The organism is Microbacterium azadirachtae (genome assembly GCF_000956545.1).
GTDB classification, from domain to species: domain Bacteria; phylum Actinomycetota; class Actinomycetes; order Actinomycetales; family Microbacteriaceae; genus Microbacterium; species Microbacterium azadirachtae.
Window position 1 is genome coordinate 20,178 of the sequence record NZ_JYIT01000083.1, and the last position, 18,011, is coordinate 38,188.

Genomic DNA, 18,011 nt, shown 5'->3' on the forward strand with positions numbered 1-18,011 from the left:
CGCTGTTGAGGGATGGCGGGCGTCAGCTCGGGCGCGCAAGTCAGCGTGCCCTGGGGCAAAGGGGACTGCTGCACGGATAGGTGACAGGGTGACCTGCCCCACGGAAAAGGTTCCAGTTTCGGTGGCTAATTAGTGGCCCGATCCGGAAAGCTCACCATCATGCCCCGTCCTTACCCGCCGGAGTTTCGTGCTCGCGCTGTCGCGCTCGTGCGTGCCGGCAAGCAGGCCAAACAGACCGCCGTTGAACTCGGCATCCACCCCGTCACGCTCTCGAACTGGATCCGCCAGGACGACATCGACAACGGCCGCCGGCCCGGCGTCCCGTCATCGGAATCGGCGGAGCTGCGTGCAGCGAGACGCCGCATTCGAGAGCTTGAGACCGAGCTGCTGATCGTCCGGCAAGCGGCGAAGTTCCTCGACGAGGAGCGTCCCCGCTCAAAAGACTCTTCCCGGTGATCGACCGACTCGCCGACGCCGGGATCCCGATCGACCGCTGCTGCCGCGTCCTCGGGGTCGCCAGGCAGCACTACTACCGCGTCAAACGCAAACCCCTCACCCAGTCCGAGCTGCGCAGGCAATGGCTGACCGGTCTGATCCGGGAAGTGCACGTCACCTCGCGAGGCACTTACGGATATCGCCGCGTCCACGCCGAGCTGACCATGGCGATGGGAGTGAGCGTCAGCGAACGGACGGTGCACAAGCTGATGCGCCTGGCCGGGATCTACGGGCTCCCCGGCCCGATCCGCACCAAACGACTCCGCGGCGTCGTCACCTCCGATGACCTCGTGAACCGCAAGTTCTCGCGCCCCCGTCCGAACGAGCTCTGGGTCACGGACATCACGCAGCACCGCACGCGAGCAGGCTGGGTCTACTGCGCCGCAGTCCTCGACACCTACAGTCGCCGCATCGTCGGCTGGTCGATCGACTCGAAGCAGGACACGACACTCGTCATCAACGCGCTCGACATGGCCATCCGGAACCGTCGCCCTAGACCGGGTGGGATCGTTCACGCGGATCACGGAACGCAATTCACCTCGTGGTTCTTCGGGGAGAAGATCCGCTCTGCCGGGCTGCTGCCTTCGTTCGGGTCCGTCGGTGACGGGCTGGACAACGCGATGATGGAGAGCTTCTGGTCATCGATGCAGATCGAGCTCCTGAATCGGAAGAAGTGGAAAACCAGAGTCGAACTCGCGAACGCGATCTTCGAGTACATCGAGATATTCCACAACCGTCAGCGCCGTCACTCCGCCCTCGGCTACCGCACGCCGATCGAATACGAGACACTCGAAATCAACGACATCCCCGCCGCGAGTTAGCGACCGCGACTGGCACCAAATCCGTGGGGCAGGTCAAGATGTCACCTATCCGTGCAGCAGTCCCATCAGGCCGATTCAGAAGACGGTTTTGAGCAGCCCCGTCCCGCTGACTCAATGCGGTTGCATGACCAAGCTGGCTGACTAGGGGCAACTCTGCCTCCGATCGACTCTTGATTGATGACCACGCACATCGGTTGCTCCAGTGCGTTCGCTGTACACCCGTTGGCGCGTATCCGAGGTCTCAGGTTTGAGGAGGCTGCTCTCAGGCTCCTTTCGGACTGTTGCTGCGAGCTACGGCTTCTGACGCCACTGCTGCAATGCCGACAGCAGTGTCCTGCGACGGTTATCGGGGGTGTCATCGAGGCCGTCAAACGGATCATTCACAACGAGATCCGCTGACGCAATCTCCTCCTCATGCTGAGCGCAGACGTTCTCGAGGGAGAAGAAAGTCGACGCTGTCTCAGCGTCGAACGATGAGAGCCGCACCGTGGTCCCGTAAGAGCCGTGGGACGTAGCGGAGACAACGAAGAATGCGATCGAGTCCAGGTCCCCGATGCGCTCGCTCCAGTCGTGGATCCAGTCGGCGAAGCCTGCTGGATCGACCCGGAGCCATGACCATGCGTCGCTTCTTGTCAGTTGGTCCATCTGAAGAGGTGTGGACTCAGATGCTCGGAGCATCGACGCGAACGCCATCCGGATGGGCTTCAACTGAGTTTCATCCGCACTGAAGGTCCGGCCTCCGTACCTTCCTAACCCCCGGGCGCGGTCCAACGCTGAAACGGCGAGCGGTGCCCCGCCTTGCTCGAGGATTGCCAACAGCGCGTCTGTCTGTTGCTTGGACGTCATCTGAGCGAGCCTGCTGGCGACGGTTCGTTCGATCGTATGGTCCGGGGAAACAACACCTTGACGTCTGCGCAACTGGATGTAGACCGGCGTAAGCCAGCGATAGACGTTCGGGGCGGTCAACTGCTTCTGCGCAATCACGCGCGTGATCTTGTCGACGGTCAGTGCAGGGTTGAAGCCGAGCGCGGCACGTACTTGGGCCACTGATTCGCCTTCGGCCAACGGGTCCGAGGCGACCACTGTCAGAGCACGCTCCACGACTACGTCAGAGATGTCGTCGTCCAGCACCCCGAAGCTGAAATAGCGGTCGAAGTAGTCGCTGTTTGCAACCCGCGAGCTGAACGACACATCGTCGTCCCTAAACTCGGTCCCGCACTTGCTCGCGAACACCGGAAACAAGAACGACAGCGCCTCGATCACACCGTCCACGTCGCTGCCGCGTGTCCCAGCGTCGCGAATCCTCATGCTCCATTCGTCTCGGATCTTCCGTCGCTCATCGCCTTGCGTTGTCGTCGGCACGTAAAGCAGGCGTTCGGCGGACCCGACAAACGAATCCCTGTGCGCCTGCAGCATCGCGTAGACGCCAGGCTCGGCGGTTCGAAGCCAAGTCAGCACCAAGAAATCAGCCGCGTCCACTTCGCCAGCAAGCATGGGCGCATACATTCGCACTTGGGTGAGGAAGCGACGGATTGCGCGAGGGGTGTCGAGGCGCAGCGTCAGGAAGCGCCCGTAGGCCTCGCTGAATCGGTTCGTGCCACGCTCGTCGAGCAAGAACGCCGTGGCCTCTCCGATCTCGTTGAGGCCACGGTTCAGGAGCTCAAGACTATCGACAGGGCGGATCCTTGGCAGGTCGAAACGGACTTGAACGACCTTGTCCATGTACTCCCGGGCGCGTGACCTGCCGCCGTTTCCGACCAGTGAGCTTCCGCTGATCGCGTCGAAGACGGTGCTTTCGTCGAATGACAGCAGGTAGTGCACGTAGGGGAGGCGCCCCAACTGCCGCACGATCTTGAGCGTCTGAAGCAGTTCGTCTCCTGAGATCCGATCGATGTCGTCGATGATGACGAGGACGGGTCGTCGTAGCGCGGAAAGTTCCCGGATCAACTGCGAACGCGTTCGATTGACGCTCTGCTCACCTTCGATGATGTTCGCGAGCCCATCGACAGCTCGGCCCGGGTCGAGGCCCAGGAGCGAACCGACAGAAAGCAGCGGCGACAATGCCCTCCCGAACTTGGCGATACTCGCCCGGACCTTCCGTCCCCGGTGTCTGCCGAATGCTGATGCCAGCTCGGCAAAGAAACCCAGCTGGGCGCTCGTCGGGTCCGAGTAGTCCCATGGGTTGAACGACACGACGGACCAGGGCGAACTGATTTCGGATGCTGAAGCATGGTCCTTGATCCACCCGAGGATCGAGGACTTCCCAGAGCCCCATGGACCGACGAGTCCGAAGACGATCGAAGACTCCACCGACTTCGTGCGATCGACTGTCGCCCACATGGATTCGACGAAGCTCCTGCGTCCAAGAGAAAGCGCAGTAAGCGGGTCAGGGTCGTCGACCAGCCATCGAACTGGGGAACCATCACCCTCCGGGGCGAGGGTTTCAGCGTTGCCGGGGATCATGATCGCGATGCTATCGGCATGCTGTGCGGCGAGCTCGCTGCGCCGGCACATGGTGTGGATCGTCGCCGCGGAGGCCTGAGCGACGACATGTGAATCGCGATGCGCACCTGTGTAGAAACACCAACTGCGCGGATGCTAACGCGAGGGCGTGACCTTGTCGGCTTGGACCATTTGGAGCACGATCTCGACAAGATCGCGCGCTAGCCGATCATTCAAGCCTGCCTGGATCGGCAACAGTGTCCGACTCAGGATGGGGCCGACCAGGACATCGCAAATCAAGTCAACGTCAACCCGCGATGGATCCACCTCTCCTCGTTGGGCAGCAAGGTCGAGGATTCGGGCGACGTTGGCTCGACGTGGGGCGACGAACTCGTCGTGATAGAGCTTGCCGATCGACTCGTTGACGCTCATTACCTCGAGCAGGCCGGGGAGGTTCTTGTGGATCAGGGGAGAGGCGAACATCGTAATGTCGGCACGTTGAAGAGTGAGCAGGTCGTCTCGGAGCGAACCGGCGTCGACGGGTTGCCCTTGACCGAACTGGTCGCGAATGACCTCGAACACGAGATGGGCCAGCGACGGATATCGCCGGTAAAACGCAGGGCGGGTAGTGCCTGCTTCCGTGACCAAGCCGTCGACGCTCATGCCTGAGTATCCAACGGCAACCATCGCTCGCTCTGCGGCCTTCCGAAGCGCGTCCGTGATGTTGGCGACCGGCGGGCGTCCGGCGCGATTACTAGACATCATGTAATACTAACCGACCGCGATAACTTCAGTCAGGTGAGGTGGCCGGAATTAGGCAATACAGATAATTCTGTATCGTAAGTCCATGCGTGACGTACTGCAGCCGATTCAGCAACCTGGTTCCGTCTGGCCTGTCGAGTTGGACGTACTGCTGGGCGAGGCTGGTGGTCGATATTTCGGCTCTGGGTACCGTCGAGTCCGCTACGGGAGTCCAGACGACGTCGAATTTTGGCGCGACGGAACGCTCCGCGCGAACGTAGCGGTGCGCTATCCCGCGGGTTGGTCCACCGGCGCCGACGGGGCCCTTCGGAACCCGCACCTGAGCACCCTGGATGCGGTGGTTCTGCCGATCATCGTCTTCGACCGCGTGATTTCCGAGCTGGGAAGCTCTCCGGGAAGGGTTCGCGTGGCCGCTGCCCGGCTTCGTTCGGGGGCAGTGGCCTGGACTGACCTTGCCAGCGTGCCCGTGGCTGTATCGGTCAACGGCGACGAAGCAGGACCCTGGGAACTGACCGGCACCGTCGGCAACATGAGAGTGTTTGTTCGGCTCGAGGGAGCGCTGGACCCACACAAGCGGCACACCGTGGCTTCGCTGGCACCGGCAGCGACCGTCTACGGCGGAGCGTTCAGGCAGACAACGACTTCATCACGATTGATGAGGTTCGAGCCTGAAAGCAGAACGCTGATCGGCGAGCATCGCACAAAGTGGGACGCGAAGCGCATCCGCACCGAAGCTGAAGGAGTAGAGAGCGCGTGGCGTCCAGCGCTCACGGTGATCGACCACCTCGCAGTCATGGGACAGATGGCGCAATCCGTGATCGCCCTCTCTACCGACGCCAGCCGGGAGAGCATGGGGACGTTGTGGATGCGGGCGATAGACATCGATGCAGCTGAAGAGCCGACTGTCGCTCCGGCGACCTGGACATCTCGAATGACGCTCCTGCGAGACCGCGAGTTGCGTTCGGATGGTCTCCATGACGTCCGTGTTCAATCGACAGCCAGCACGGGCGTGAGCGTGCGCGCGTCCCTCGCGTACACGAAAGGGGCGAGCTCATGACTGAATACACGAGCCACGGGGGAACCTTGCGTGAGTCACCTGAAATCAAAAGCATCCTGCAAGCGGGTGCCTCGCTCCTGGCAGTCCATCCATTCGCCGAAGTGAGTCTGGCTGACCTGAGCGTTGCGGCGGGTCTGCCGTTAGCCCAGGTCGAACGTCACTTCGAGGACATGCACGCCCTGGGGGCCGCGATCCTGGACCACGAACGGACCGCTATGAGCAACATGCAAACGAAAGTCAAGGGGGACCCCAGCGCGCCACTTGCCGATCTGCGTGACGCATTCAGGTCGGTCGGCCAGTTGCTCGCAGCAGACGTAGTCGTCCGCGCGGGCGTGAAGCTCGCGGCCGAGGCTCGGCATCAGTTTCCAGAGCGCCGACTCGATCCATTCCGGACATGGCAGAACTTCGTGGGCGAGAGACTTCGGAGTGCCCACGAGATGGGGCAGCTGCACGATACGGCCGACATCGAGGCGATCGTGAGACTGATCGTTGCGGGCGGGATGGGGACCAAGGACCTTCTCGCCGTGCACGGGACTTGGTCGGAGGCCGAGTCCCGTTTCGACGAGATGATCTCCACCGTCCTCAACTTGATTTCTGGGCCATCCACGTGAGCAGCGCCGACGCAGGCACGAAGGGTATCGCCCTGGTGACAGGAGCGAGTGGCAGCATCGGGGCGTCCATCGCCAGGACGCTGGCAAACGACGGCTACCACGTCGTCGTCCACTATCGGCAGAACAAGTACCAGGCCGAGAAGCTCTGTCGCCAGATTCTCTCCGGAGGCCACGAGTGCACGGCCGCGCATGCAGACCTCGAAGCGCGCGAAGGGCCGCGCGTTCTCATCGAAGCGGTCGATCGTATCGTCGCAGACACGTCAGCGCCTCTAACTGTGGTCGTCAACAACGCAGCATTGTTGCTGGGCCCCACGCTTGCGGATGCGACTCCAGCGGAGTTTGATCGCTACCTGGCCATCAACTTGCGCGCTCCGTTCTTTCTAACCCAGCTTGCTGCGGACCGAATGGGACCCGGTGCAAGCATCGTGAACATCTCATCTGCAGGCGCCCATTTTCCGAGCCGGAGCGACACCGTCTACGCGATCAGCAAGGCGGCGCTCGAAGCTCTGACGGATCAATCCGCGGCTCTACTCGCCGAACGTGGCATTCGCGTGAACACCGTCATCCCCGGCCCCACGGACACTGCACACCCAGCGCTCGAGGTGCCGGCTGTGCGCCAGCATCTGGCCAGCATCGCTGCATTCGGCGAACTGGGGGAGGTGACGGATGTGGCGCATGCGGTGTCCTACCTTGTATCGGAACAGGCGCGAAGAAGCACAGGCACACGTCTGGACGTGAGCGGTGGCAGTACATTTCGCGGCCTCGCGACGAATCTCGGGCCTTGGCGGGAGAACGTGATCTAGTCCCAGTCGGGGGGAGAGGCGTCGGCTAGCCGTGACGGCGCTTTGACCAGCGCCACATGATGAGGAGGACGACGAGCACCAATTCGACACAGGCCGGGTACCAGGCAGCGGTTGCGGCGAACGCCCCACCCAACGCGGCGAGAACAACAGCATCGAATAGCCACAGCAGTCGAACGATGGCGCCAAGATCGCCCATAGGCGTTGACACTGGCGCCAACAGGCTCACCGGCATCGGCCCCTTCACAGAAGCGCAGACCCGCACGGCCACGGTCAACAGCACGAGGACGGCGGTCGTGGCAGTCAGCTGCAAGTTGAATAGGCCGCTTCCCCAAGTGCTCGTGATGACGCTGCCCACTCCCAGAAAGATCGCGGTCCCGATGGCTGGAAACGCAGCGTGATAGCTAACGAGAGCCCGGTCAGAGACCCCGTACAACGGCAAATCCGCTGACATCGCAACTGCATGGCGAAGCCCGTCAGACAACGGCCCCACTCCGAGATACGCGAGCAAACCAGCGGCGCCCCCCCAGAAAGGCATGGGCGCCGGCCCCAGGCCGATCACGGCTCCCGCACCGGCCAACAACACTGCACCCGTCGTCGCCCGCAACGGCGTTCGCGCCGCGCCCAGCGCGTCTCTAACAACGAACCTCAGCCATTGCGAGGAATAGCTCCGCACTGCGGAGACGGTCCGAAACCGCTTAGGGCGGGCGCGGTAGACGGCAGATGCGGACTCGAGGTCGAACGTCGACGCGAACACCTGGGCTGTGTCCCAGAGCTGTGCTTGCGCCAAGAGACCATCGCGATTCAGCTTTTCCATTTGCGCGACCGCGAAGGCCATAAATCCGGCAGCGAGGAGTAAGAGACTGAACGCAGAGAAGACTGACCCTTCCACGGGATACGCGTTCGCGACCCAGTACCACGGCAGGTAAGGAACGATAGGGCCGAAGATCGTGGAGGTCGCCCCTAAGCAGGCAAGCGCAACACCCGCAGCAAGCGAAAATCGCGGAAAGATCTGGCCCAAGAGCCAGGTGCTCCCAACCAAGAGGCCGCTGGCAACTGACGCCACCACGAACGCTGCGCCTGATACCGGTTCGACGTGACCTGTGCTCCACATCGCAGCGCTGAGTATCGCACCCGCGAAAATGACGACCGCCACGACGAGTCCTACCGCGCGGGCGACCGGCCCCCCGAACGCCAGGTTCCGCCGCAGCGGAGAGGTCGAGAACGCGAACGTCAAGAACGGCGGTCGCACCGCGGGTCCACGAAGCCGACCGACAAAGAACCCCGCGGCGCACAACAGGACGCACACGATCGTCGTTGACTTTGGGGCCCCGCCGCTCAGGAGCGCTGAGATCACAACGGGAGTAACCAACCACGACCAAAGCAGCATCAGCAACGGAACGACTACCGCGAAGGCAACGATCGCGACGATGTAGATCAAGTAGCCGAGCCCCTCGCGCTCACCGCTAGCACGAGCGCGCCAGATTGTGAGGGATCGACTCGACGCGGAGCTCACGCCTCGCCACCAAGGTGATGGATCGTCCCGCCAATCGTCGACGCCAGCTCATCACTGTGAGTTGCGACGACCAGCCCCACACCGCTGTCAGTTCGCCGCCGAAGGGCAGCGCCAACCGCCTGGAGGTGATGTCCATCAAGGCGTTGCTCCGGCTCATCCAGAAGCGCAAAGCTATACGGGCGGGCGAGGACCATCGCAAGACCGAAGAGTTGAGTTTGCCCCGATGAAAGCTCGTGCGGGAATCGCTGGCTCAATGCCGTCAGGCCGAATTCCGCAAGGAGCGATTCGGCCAGAGCGCGGCATTCCCCGAGCGAGACGAACCAAGTCGAAGCCACCAGTTCGATGTGATCGCGAAGCGTGAGATCGGGCGCCATCGGCGGCAACCCGATCATCGACGCGACTTCGCGACGGAAGACGCGATCCCGTTCGTCGACCTCGCGCCCATTGAACCGCACCGTGCCATCGGTGGGCCGGTGGATGCCCGCCAGCAACCTGAGGAGCGTCGACTTCCCGGCGCCGTTGGGCCCCCGAACCACCAGTGCCTCTCCAGACGAAACGCTCACGGAGGTTGCTCGAAGTAGCGAGACCCCGCCAACGGCGACTGTCGCTGATTCGACATCGAACTGCATGGTCTGGTGTCGCTCGCCCGTCCTCGCGTGGGCGGCCCTGTGAGCTCGGCTGCGCAATTTACTTCGTCTCCGTCGGCGAGGGCACTTCGTTGGACGCCGTACGCAACTCCTCGAGCACCGTGAGCAGGAGCGGCATGAAGAAACCCGTGGTTCCGCTCCAGTCTCCCGCGCTCACGCTGAACGCCGGGAGCGTGCCCGTGAATCGGAGATTTGGTCGCCGCTCAAGTTCAGCGCACCGACGTTTCACGATCTCGTTGGTGCCGGGGAACGTCGACGCGATAGCAATCGGCTTCTTAGTGAGCTGGAGAGCCATCATGGTCGGTGTGTCCGTGAACCCCGCGGCCAGCCTCATGGTCGTGTTGATCGTTGCAGGGAAGACGCCGAAGCACTCTGCTTGGCTTTCGATTCCGATGTGGGCGCCCTCAGGGAGATCCGTCGACTCCCAAGAGTCCGCCCAGACCGCTCCAGAAGCTAGCGCGCGGAGCGCATCGAGTTGAACGAACCGCTGCGCCATTGGACTCACTCCCACGGAGACCGTGAGGTCCGGGTACATCTGCCTGAGCCAATGAAGCCAGTAAGGAACCAGCGCGGCGTTCACGGAACCCGTCACCAACAACGTCAGCCGTCGGCACGTGAAAACTGGCGGCGCCATAGCCGCGCCGGGATCAGCAGCGGTCATTCGTCCGGCGCCTTCGACGTTTCCTGAGAGACCAGGATGGGCTGGAGCCCGTCGCGGCCCTTTCCGGGCGCCGAGATCATGATCATGAACTGGAACGGCACGGCCGACTTGCGCTCAGCAGCGACGCGGGTAGCGACCACCGATTCGACGAGCTTGTACGCGTTGCTCTCGACCGCCCACTCGTATGAAGCGCCATAGCCTGCCAGAACGCGCAGCTGCTGGGCAGTGTCGAACAAGGCCTTCGGGGCGCGGCTGCGCGGATTCCAGGCCAACGAGTACCACCGCAAGGGGTTGCGGAACGAGATCTCGCGCCACGGGGCCCACTCATCGGAGGCTGCTCGGGTGCGATAGAAAAGATGGACGTTCTCGACACCGGGGTTGGGCGCGAAGAAGCGCCACTGGGGGAGAGAGCGGAAGAAAGGTAGGCGTGTCCCGATCGACGCGCGACCATCAGGCAGATTGTCCAACGCCGTCAAGATGATGTGAATCGCGAGGGCGCTCGAGACGATCGTTGGCAGGGCTCTCTTGATCACGATGGGATACCGGTCTGTCGAATGATCTGCGAGACGATCGCTGCCGGCGCCGGCTTGCCCAGGATGGAGCGGTGGCTGGAGCCCGCGATCACATGGAAACTTGCATCGAGCCTGCTCGCGAGCGCCTGTTGCTGTTTTACGTTGTCGGAGGCCGCGAGCACATGCCGAGCGATTGGAAGGCTGGCCAGGGACGATTGGTTGTCGACAGCCTCGAGATCGTATTCGCGTTGGGCCGCAAGGAGCGTCCTGGGCATCGCGCTGGTCACCACGTACGCACGTTGTGGGTCAGGTAGGTAGGCGACGTCGCGTTCGATCTTGTTCACTGTCCAGCGGTTCGTGCCAAGGAAGGCGGAGAGCAGCTCCTGCAGCGTCATCTGATGGTACTGGCCGACGCTCGCGGGGGTGTTTCGCTCACGACCCAGGAGGTCGGCGTCGGTGGCGTCGACCATATAGATGCCCTCAAGCCGTGATCGGAGGACGTCGCTCTCGGCGACCACATTCGCCGCAATCACAGCACCAATCGAATGCGAAACGATCAAAACCGGACCCTCCGCGGCGAAGCGAGACAGGAGCAGTTCGATCATCTGAGCGGGACGTAGCCGACTGGTTGACCGTCCGATGCCCGAGCGGTGATACCGAAGGAGCGTGAAGTGGGGACGCAGGTTCTGCCAGATCCAGTCCCAACTTTCGAGGGGAGAGCCCAGCCCGCTTTCGAAGATGATAGTTACCGCGCCGGACTTGATAGACACGTCATACTCGATGTGCTTTCCAACGTGATCGTCGACCACGCTCGTTCCCTTGAGTCCTAGTCGGCGAGCGAACTCTTCCTCATGCCGGACGAAGGCCAAAGCGGCGCTGACACCCAAAGCAGCCGTCACACCGATCGAGACCGCTTGTTCCAGCTTCATCTCCGGCCTCCACGATGGTCGAGAACGTACTCGACGGCGCTGTGCGCGCCGCTGAAACCCCATAGGAACCGCGGCAGCCCCATCGTCACGGCGATGCCGAGATGGAAGGCCTTTACGCCCAACAACGCAAGGCGTGTGAGCGGTCTGGGGAGGAAGTAGATGAGTGGGTATCCGCTCTCCCACGCGATCGTCGACCACGTGAGCAACCGCGACAGCATCGGATGACGTACGAAGAACTTCGCAGCTGGGGTGTGCCCGTACATATCGGTCTCGAGGACCATCTCGAGTGCCCGACCGGAACGCCATGTGTGTGAGATCGCCTTTGCCAGGCCCGAGGCCACGTAGGAGACCGTCGTTTGAACGTTGACAGCTCTCAAGAACACGTCGTTACTGGCATTTCGATCGGGGATGAAGGCTGTAACGACTCTGTAGCTGTTGATTACGCCGCTCATTTGATCCGAGCCATCGCGTCCGTAGGGATTGCGGTGCTCGAAGAGAAGGGCAGAAGTCGCCATGAGGGCTGCCCCGGCGGTCTGTCGCGCATGGCTTCGCCTCGCCGTGAGAGTCAGTAGGCCACCCAACAGGTTCATCCCATGGACCAGGAGTGCTCCACCTCGGGTGTCGAGGCGGCGACGCAACGCCAGCGGCAGCCAACTAGAGGAAGTCGTTTGGCTTCGGCCTCGCAGGAGTCCGTCGGGCTCGTAGTCCTTGATCGAGTACAAGCCTTCGCATGCACTTAGTACCTGCCCGGCTGCTACGGGCGCGAGTGTCCAGAACACACGGTCGTCCGTGGAGGCCCCCCTGGGTCCCACGGACGACCGGCTGGAGTGTTTCCGTCCCAAGGCGCGCTTAGCAGACGAGGCAGATCGTGCTGCCCTGGATCACCATCGTTGCTGCGGGGACGATCATCGGCGTCGTCATGACGGGCATCTCAGAGGTCTCGGCGAAGCCCGCCTCGACGTCTCCGAAGATTGCGTTGACCTCGGCTTCGAGGGCACGCGAGGCAGTGAGTGTCGTGCTCATGTTGATCTCCATTCGTGGTCGATTCGGTATCATTACATACGGGACTGTACCGTAAGTCAAGCGACAAAGATGAGGCCGTCATGCGCCTGACCAACAGCCAGTTGAGCTGTTTTTGACGAGGTCGAAGAGCGGAGATTTACGGATGTTCTGTAACGTAACGGCGGCGCTGTCGGGCCGTAAAGCCCGCAGGCGCGAGTGCGCGACCGGGAGAAGCGCCGCCGACGCCCTCACGGCCTGGGGCGCCGCGTGACACCCGACGCATACGTCGTCGGGTCAGGCCCTAACGGCCTGGCAGCAGCGATGACTCTCGCCCGGGCAGGCTTGCGGGTCACCGTGCTCGAGGCGCAGAACGAGGTTGGCGGTGGGGTCCGGTCCTACCTGCACAACGGGAGCGTCATTGACCGGTACTCAGCCGTTCATCCGCTAGCGCTGGCATCGCCTTTCTTCCAGGCCTGGGGCGTCGAGTCCCGCGTCCCGTATATCCGACCGAGCGTGTCGTTTGCTCATCCGCTCGGCGATCGCGCGGCCATCGCGTATCGCGATCTCGAACGCACGGTGGACGAACTTGGCAATGCCGGCGCTGGGTGGGCGAGGATTTTTGCATCTCTCGTCCGGAACGAAAGAGAGATCACAGATGCGGCGCTGTCGCCAATGGTCAGGACCCCGGCGAACCTCAAAGCTCTGCCGCTCCTCGGCCGTGCAACATTGCTGTCGAGCTGGCCAGGAGCGCGAGTTGGAATCGATGGGGTTGATGGGCGGGCGCTGCTCGCTGGCCTTGTCGCGCACGCCGGCCAGCCGATTGGGTCCTTCGCCGCTGCGGCGTCAGGAATCGTCCTAGGGGCACACGCACACGTGCGTGGCTGGGGGATCCCGCGCGGAGGCGCGCAACATCTCGCGGATGAAATGGTGAAGGACATCCTGGACCATGGCGGGACCATAGAGACCGGCCGCCCCGTTACCGATGTGACCGACCTAACCGACGCCCGGATAGTCATCGCTGACGTGTCTACGCAAGCGCTTCGGGAAATGCTGCCGAACGATCTACGGTCCAGGGTGCCAAAAGCACTGGCCAGCGGGATCGGCGTCGCACGTGCCGACTTCGTCCTGTCGCAGGAGATCCCCTGGACGGACACACGAGTTCTCGAGGCTGGGACGGTACACCTGGGTGGGCGTTGGGAAGACATCGCTGCTGCGGAGAGGGCCGTCCATGCCGGAACCCACGCTGAGCGGCCATACATACTGCTTGCGCAACCGACTGCATTGGACCCGGATCGCGCGACGACAGGTCGCTCCGTCGTCTGGGCGTATGCGCACGTCCCAGCCGGCTCAACTCTCGATCCTCGCTCCCAGATACTTGCGGAACTTGAACGACATGCCCCAGGCGTCAGGGATCTAGTCGAAGATTCTCTCGCTACCCCCGCGGCGTCTCTCGGTGACGCGAACTCGAACCTTCGGCATGGCGACATCACTGGAGGCAGCACTTCTCTGTACCGCCTGGTGGCGCGTCCTCGCTTGTCCTCAGCCCCTTGGCGAACCAAGATTCGAGGCCTCTACATCTGTTCGGCGTCGGCAGTTCCAGGGCCTGGAGTGCACGGGATGGGCGGTTGGTGGGCAGCTAGGACGGCGTTGAACGATGTGGCCTCGTTGCGCGTCGACCTGGACCTGCTCGGTTGAGGACGTCTTAGGCAAGGCTGAGCAACGACGACGGGTGAAGACGCAATGAGCAGGAAACCCGAAGCGCAGGGTAGCCAGTTCGTGAGGATATTCGCGTCGTAGTTTTGGGCGCTGCATCGAGCTGCTGTTTGCTTGCGGAGTACCGCGCACGTCGTCTGTATGACGGGACTGCTGAGGGTCTTGGTGACTCTTCTTGTTGGGCGGCGGACGCGGCCTGTGTGGTCATGATTGCTTCGAATTCGACGGGCGTCAACTTGCCGAGGATGCGTTGCCGGCGACGGCGGTGGTAGGTCCGTTCGATCCAGGTCACGATCGCGTGGCGGAGGTCATCGCGGGTGGTCCAGCGTCGGCGGTTGAGCACGTTCTTTTGCAGGAGTGCGAAGAACGATTCCATCGCCGCGTTGTCGCCGGCAGCGCCGACCCGGCCCGTGGAGCCGACGAGTCCGCTCCGGTCCAGTTCGGCTTGGAAGCGCCGCGAACGAAACTGACTGCCGCGATCGCTGTGAACGGTGGTCCCGTTCGGGCTGCGGCGCTGGATGGCCCTCCGCAGGGCCGAGACGGCCAGCTCCGAGGTCATCCGCTCGTTGATCGAGTACCCCACGATCCGGTTCGACCAGACGTCTTTCACGGCGCAGAGATAGACCTTCCCCTCACCGGTGGGATGCTCCGAGATATCGGTGAGCCAGAGCCGGTCAGGGCCGGCCGCAGTGAACTCGCGCCGGACAAGATCGTCACGCACCGGCGGGCCGACCAAACGACCCTTGCCACGCCGTTTGCGGACGAACGCACTGAAGATCTCATTCTCTGAACACACCCGCCACACCCGCCACACCCGCCGCTCCGACGCGGTGAACCCGGCCTCCGCGAGCTCGTCGGCGATGAGCCGGTATCCGAACGCGGGGTCGTCGGCATGCACGTCGATGGCCGCGTTGATCAGATGCGCATCGTCCCAGTCCCGTCGCGAGACGGGATCCTGCAGCCACCGGTAGTAAGGCTGCTTCGCGAACTTCAGCACCCGACACGTCACCGCGACAGGGATCCCGTCGGCGGCGAGTTCACTCACGAGCGGGTAGAGCCTTTTGGGCCGGACAGGTTCGCCTGCGACAGATACGCCGCCGCACGCCGGAGGATCTCGACCTCCTGCTCGAGCAGCTTCACCCGCTTGCGCAGCTCACGATTCTCGGCCGCTTCGCTCGAGCTGACACCGGGACGGCGACCGCCGTCGACCTCGGCAATCTTCACCCAGCGCTGCACGCACGACTCGGAGATCTCGAGGTCTTTCGCGATCTGCGCGAACGACGACTCCCGCCTGAGTGCGATCGCAACGACATCGTCCCGGAACTCCTTGGGGAACGGCTTTGGCATGAGGACATCCTTCCAGCGGTGACGAATCACCACAGATCAGGAGTCACCCAAACCCTCAGCAGTCCCTGACGTGTCCGCAGTGTGTCCAACTGGACATTTCGGGGCCCCGGGCGGTCAGTACGAGTGGCACCTGGCGGCCGTGCGCTGCGCTTGTTGGCGGACGTTGTAGGGCTGGGCGCAGTAAGCGGCGCCTGCTACGGTTCGTCTATGCAATGCCGGTGAGCCATTCGATCCCAGTACTCATTTCCGCGCCGCGATTACGCGCGCAATCGAAAGGTTCACCATGTCCTCGTTTCTGCCCCTCCGCGGTCGGACGGCTCTTGTCACCGGCGTCTCGCGACGCCGCGGGATCGGGTTCGCCGTCGCCAACAAGCTCGCGTCTCTGGGCGCGAATGTCGTCATCCATCACTTCCGTCCGGATGACCTCGATCTGCCCTGGGGCGGCGACGACCTGGACAACGTTCGCGCCGGGGTCCGGCAGCATCTGGCCGATGGTGCACTGTTCGCCGACGTCTCAGCGGACCTGTCGGACCCTGATGCGATCCCGGACGTCATCCGCACCGCCTTGTCTCTCTCCGGGCGCGTCGACATCCTTGTCTGCAATCACGCGAAGAGCGGCGACGACGGCAGCATCCTCGACATGACCGCGGACCGGCTCAGTGCGTTCTGGGAGGTCAACACCCGCTCGACGATGCTGCTCACTGCCGAGTTCGCACGGTTATGCGCCGAAAGGTAACGAGCCGAGGAGGCCTGGAGACCGCATCGTCGGGTCCGGACCTTATCTGCAGCCCCAGGGGCGAGTGTTCTGGATGACATCCGGGCAGATTCATGGAGCCATGCGCGGAGAGGTCGCCTACGCGACCAGCAAGGCGGCGCTGGCTGGCGTCACAGCCACCGTCGCGGCTGAGCTTCTGGAGCTCGGAATCATCCTCAACACCGTCAACCCCGGCCCGGTTAACACCGGCTATATGGATCCGGAGACCACAGATCGCTCACTCGACGAACTCGACCGCTACATCCAGAGCACGCCCTTTGGCAGAGTCGGCACACCGGAAGACCCAGCCGAACTCATCGGGTGGTTGTCCTCAGCAGGAAGCTGGGTCGTCGGTCAGGTGCTCACAACGGACGGGGGATTCGGACTCTGATCACGATCGCCCACCGGATCGACGAACGACGCTCGCCGGACAAATTCATATCGAGAAGGCACATCTGAGCGCGGACATTTCTCTGTCGAGAAGCGGATTTCAGCGGGCCCGGCGGACATCTCTGAACGGTTCCTACAGCCAGCGTGCCGATCGTCTCACCTACAAGGGGTGCCCGCGGCGAGCCGGATTGGACATCCTGCCCGCTCGCGCTCGCAGCAGCGCTGGTGCCCCGGGCTGGGCCCGGGGCACCGGGTGCTCAACCGGCGAAAGCCCAGGCCGGGACCGGACCGCGGTCGATGATCTCCGCGAGTGTGGCCGTGAACGTCGGTGCTCCGAGCGTCCGAGTCGCCTGCTCGGTGAAGAACGCGGCCCGGGTGGATCGTCCCAGTGCCCACGACAGCCACCCGCACACGGTCAACGCCGCCGCGCGCTGCGCGCCTTCGGTGTGCGCGGCGACCACCCGGCAGACCTCGAACGCGGAATCCAGGCGTGCCGGATCCGGCCGCGCCGCGTCGCCGACGATGATCGCCGCGACAGTCCCCATGGTGGAGCGGGCCACGGACGTGATGGGGGTGCGTCGGTGAACAAGCGCCACGTCGGTGTCGCCGCGGCAAACGACTGCGCGAGCCGCGCTGGTGTTGGGCGTTCTGGAGGTCGGGCATAATAATGGCTCGGATCTGGCTTGTAGAACTCGCGACCCACGATCAGTAGGTCCATCGACCGTACGGCCGAACTGGGGAGCGTCAGGGGAGTGGATCCTCTGAGCACGCCGAAAAGCCGGGTGCATGACCTGCATTCACTCGCAGAATCACGCAGCGTGAGTGTCTGACAAGGCACTGCTAAGGTGGAGTCCTCGCAAGGGGACCGAGGGTTCAAATCCCTCCGTCTCCGCCATGAAACCCCCGGTCGATCCGGGGGTTTTCGCGTTGATCCGCGCCGCGTCGGGTGTGCGGGCAGGAACCCGAGGGCCGGCCGCCCGACGCGATCTACCTGGCGTCGAACTCGCGGCGCAGATACTGGGGCGCCTGCACCCGCCATGCCTCGGTCACGAGCTCGATGAGATGATCGTCGTCGATGGCCCGCATCCGGAACGCGATCTTCGGCTCGCCCCACCGTGTCGTCCGGCGGAGGAACACGTCGGGCGCCATTTCGCGCAACGCGAGCGCATCGAGCTCGTCGGCGACCTTCACGCCGACCACGAGCTCGGACGCGATGACCTCACGGAGGTCTTCCGGGATGCTCGGCCAGGGCGAGCATTCCCAGGTGAAGAGCTTGTTCCGGACGAACCAGGCGGCACCGCCGGTCATCGCGCGCTCCTCGCTCCCGGGCAGGCGGGCGGCGACACGACGCAGATCATCGAGCGTGGCCATGCGTCGAGACTAGGCGCCCCCTCGGACACGAACGGAGTCGTCCCGGATCTCGGTCGGTCCTCGGGTGATTGCGGCTCTCGCGTCCTGCGGGGAAGGAACATATACCTCCAAGTGGAGGTTTCTGATACTCTGGCCGCACGGGCAGGGAGTGCCCGTGCCCTTGCAGAGAAGGAAGGTCACC

The 18,011-nt window shown here is 63.3% G+C and carries 17 protein-coding genes and 2 pseudogenes; 7 read left to right on the forward strand and 12 right to left on the reverse strand.

Annotated features, from left to right (window positions below):
• Positions 1-159: 159 nt before the first annotated feature.
• Positions 160-1,316 (forward strand): annotated as a pseudogene (locus RL72_RS14080) (IS3 family transposase).
• Positions 1,317-1,607: 291 nt separating this feature from the next.
• Here RL72_RS14080 and RL72_RS14085 read toward each other — a convergent pair.
• Entirely contained in the window at positions 1,608-3,779 is a 2,172-nt protein-coding gene (locus RL72_RS14085) for a KAP family P-loop NTPase fold protein (protein WP_169748241.1), read from the reverse strand.
• A gap of 135 nt (positions 3,780-3,914) precedes the next feature.
• A complete protein-coding gene (locus RL72_RS19250; RefSeq protein ID WP_082072406.1) occupies positions 3,915-4,523 on the reverse strand; it encodes a TetR/AcrR family transcriptional regulator in 609 nt (202 codons plus the stop codon).
• Positions 4,524-4,605: 82 nt separating this feature from the next.
• Between RL72_RS19250 and RL72_RS19580 the strand changes: the two genes are divergently transcribed.
• From RL72_RS19580 to RL72_RS19590, 3 genes are read left to right on the forward strand one after another with little or no spacing between them, the layout of a single operon-like run.
• The gene (locus tag RL72_RS19580) at positions 4,606-5,577 is read left to right on the forward strand and encodes an AvrD family protein (protein WP_082072407.1); all 972 of its coding nucleotides are present in this window, start codon (positions 4,606-4,608) and stop codon (positions 5,575-5,577) included.
• A complete protein-coding gene (locus RL72_RS20135; RefSeq protein ID WP_045251504.1) occupies positions 5,574-6,188 on the forward strand; it encodes a TetR/AcrR family transcriptional regulator in 615 nt (204 codons plus the stop codon). Before RL72_RS19580 ends, RL72_RS20135 begins: the two co-directional genes overlap by 4 nt.
• The gene (locus RL72_RS19590) at positions 6,185-6,991 is read left to right on the forward strand and encodes an SDR family NAD(P)-dependent oxidoreductase (RefSeq protein WP_169748243.1); all 807 of its coding nucleotides are present in this window, start codon (positions 6,185-6,187) and stop codon (positions 6,989-6,991) included. The genes RL72_RS20135 and RL72_RS19590 overlap by 4 nt, the downstream gene beginning before the upstream one ends.
• A 25-nt stretch (positions 6,992-7,016) precedes the next feature.
• Here the strand turns inward: RL72_RS19590 and RL72_RS14105 are convergent, their stop codons facing one another.
• The 7 genes from RL72_RS14105 to RL72_RS14135 all read right to left on the reverse strand — a co-directional run bounded on the left by RL72_RS14105 (position 7,017) and on the right by RL72_RS14135 (position 12,276).
• Positions 7,017-8,429: a hypothetical protein gene (locus RL72_RS14105; protein ID WP_156156804.1), complete on the reverse strand. Its 1,413-nt coding sequence runs from the start codon at positions 8,427-8,429 to the stop codon at positions 7,017-7,019.
• 71 nt (positions 8,430-8,500) lie between these two features.
• Positions 8,501-9,067, reverse strand: coding sequence for an ABC transporter ATP-binding protein (locus RL72_RS14110; protein WP_428838627.1), 567 nt, complete (start codon positions 9,065-9,067; stop codon positions 8,501-8,503).
• A 124-nt stretch (positions 9,068-9,191) separates the two neighbouring features.
• Positions 9,192-9,812 carry a flavoprotein gene (locus RL72_RS14115; protein WP_082072410.1) on the reverse strand — a complete coding sequence of 207 codons (621 nt, stop codon included), beginning with the start codon at positions 9,810-9,812 and terminating at the stop codon, positions 9,192-9,194.
• On the reverse strand, positions 9,809-10,345 hold the full coding sequence (locus RL72_RS14120) for a hypothetical protein (RefSeq protein ID WP_045251506.1): 537 nt from the start codon (positions 10,343-10,345) through the stop codon (positions 9,809-9,811). The genes RL72_RS14115 and RL72_RS14120 overlap by 4 nt, the downstream gene beginning before the upstream one ends.
• A complete protein-coding gene (locus tag RL72_RS14125) occupies positions 10,342-11,253 on the reverse strand; it encodes an alpha/beta hydrolase (protein WP_045251507.1) in 912 nt (303 codons plus the stop codon). Before RL72_RS14125 ends, RL72_RS14120 begins: the two co-directional genes overlap by 4 nt.
• Positions 11,250-11,705, reverse strand: a complete 456-nt coding sequence (locus tag RL72_RS14130) for an HTTM domain-containing protein (protein WP_052674424.1) — start codon at positions 11,703-11,705, stop codon at positions 11,250-11,252. Before RL72_RS14130 ends, RL72_RS14125 begins: the two co-directional genes overlap by 4 nt.
• A 397-nt stretch (positions 11,706-12,102) precedes the next feature.
• Positions 12,103-12,276: a cypemycin family RiPP gene (locus RL72_RS14135; RefSeq protein WP_169748244.1), complete on the reverse strand. Its 174-nt coding sequence runs from the start codon at positions 12,274-12,276 to the stop codon at positions 12,103-12,105.
• Between the two features lie 246 nt (positions 12,277-12,522).
• Here RL72_RS14135 and RL72_RS20645 point away from each other — a divergent pair, with 246 nt between their 5' ends.
• Positions 12,523-13,950, forward strand: coding sequence for a phytoene desaturase family protein (locus RL72_RS20645; RefSeq protein ID WP_211256062.1), 1,428 nt, complete (start codon positions 12,523-12,525; stop codon positions 13,948-13,950).
• Positions 13,951-14,152: 202 nt separating this feature from the next.
• On the opposite strand, the pseudogene RL72_RS14140 reads toward RL72_RS20645, so the two are convergent.
• Positions 14,153-15,315: pseudogene (locus RL72_RS14140) on the reverse strand (IS3 family transposase); the annotation flags it as partial.
• 283 nt (positions 15,316-15,598) lie between these two features.
• Here RL72_RS14140 and RL72_RS20590 point away from each other — a divergent pair.
• Together RL72_RS20590 and RL72_RS20595 are read left to right on the forward strand one after the other, a co-directional pair.
• Positions 15,599-16,051: an SDR family oxidoreductase gene (locus RL72_RS20590; protein WP_282955664.1), complete on the forward strand. Its 453-nt coding sequence runs from the start codon at positions 15,599-15,601 to the stop codon at positions 16,049-16,051.
• A gap of 100 nt (positions 16,052-16,151) precedes the next feature.
• On the forward strand, positions 16,152-16,460 hold the full coding sequence (locus RL72_RS20595; protein WP_282955665.1) for an SDR family oxidoreductase: 309 nt from the start codon (positions 16,152-16,154) through the stop codon (positions 16,458-16,460).
• 256 nt (positions 16,461-16,716) lie between these two features.
• On the opposite strand, the gene RL72_RS14155 is transcribed toward RL72_RS20595, so the two are convergent.
• Both RL72_RS14155 and RL72_RS14160 read right to left on the reverse strand, forming a co-directional pair.
• Positions 16,717-17,019, reverse strand: coding sequence for a hypothetical protein (locus RL72_RS14155; protein WP_156156806.1), 303 nt, complete (start codon positions 17,017-17,019; stop codon positions 16,717-16,719).
• Positions 17,020-17,446: 427 nt separating this feature from the next.
• Positions 17,447-17,830, reverse strand: a complete 384-nt coding sequence (locus RL72_RS14160) for an MmcQ/YjbR family DNA-binding protein (RefSeq protein ID WP_045251511.1) — start codon at positions 17,828-17,830, stop codon at positions 17,447-17,449.
• Positions 17,831-18,011 lie beyond the last annotated feature (181 nt).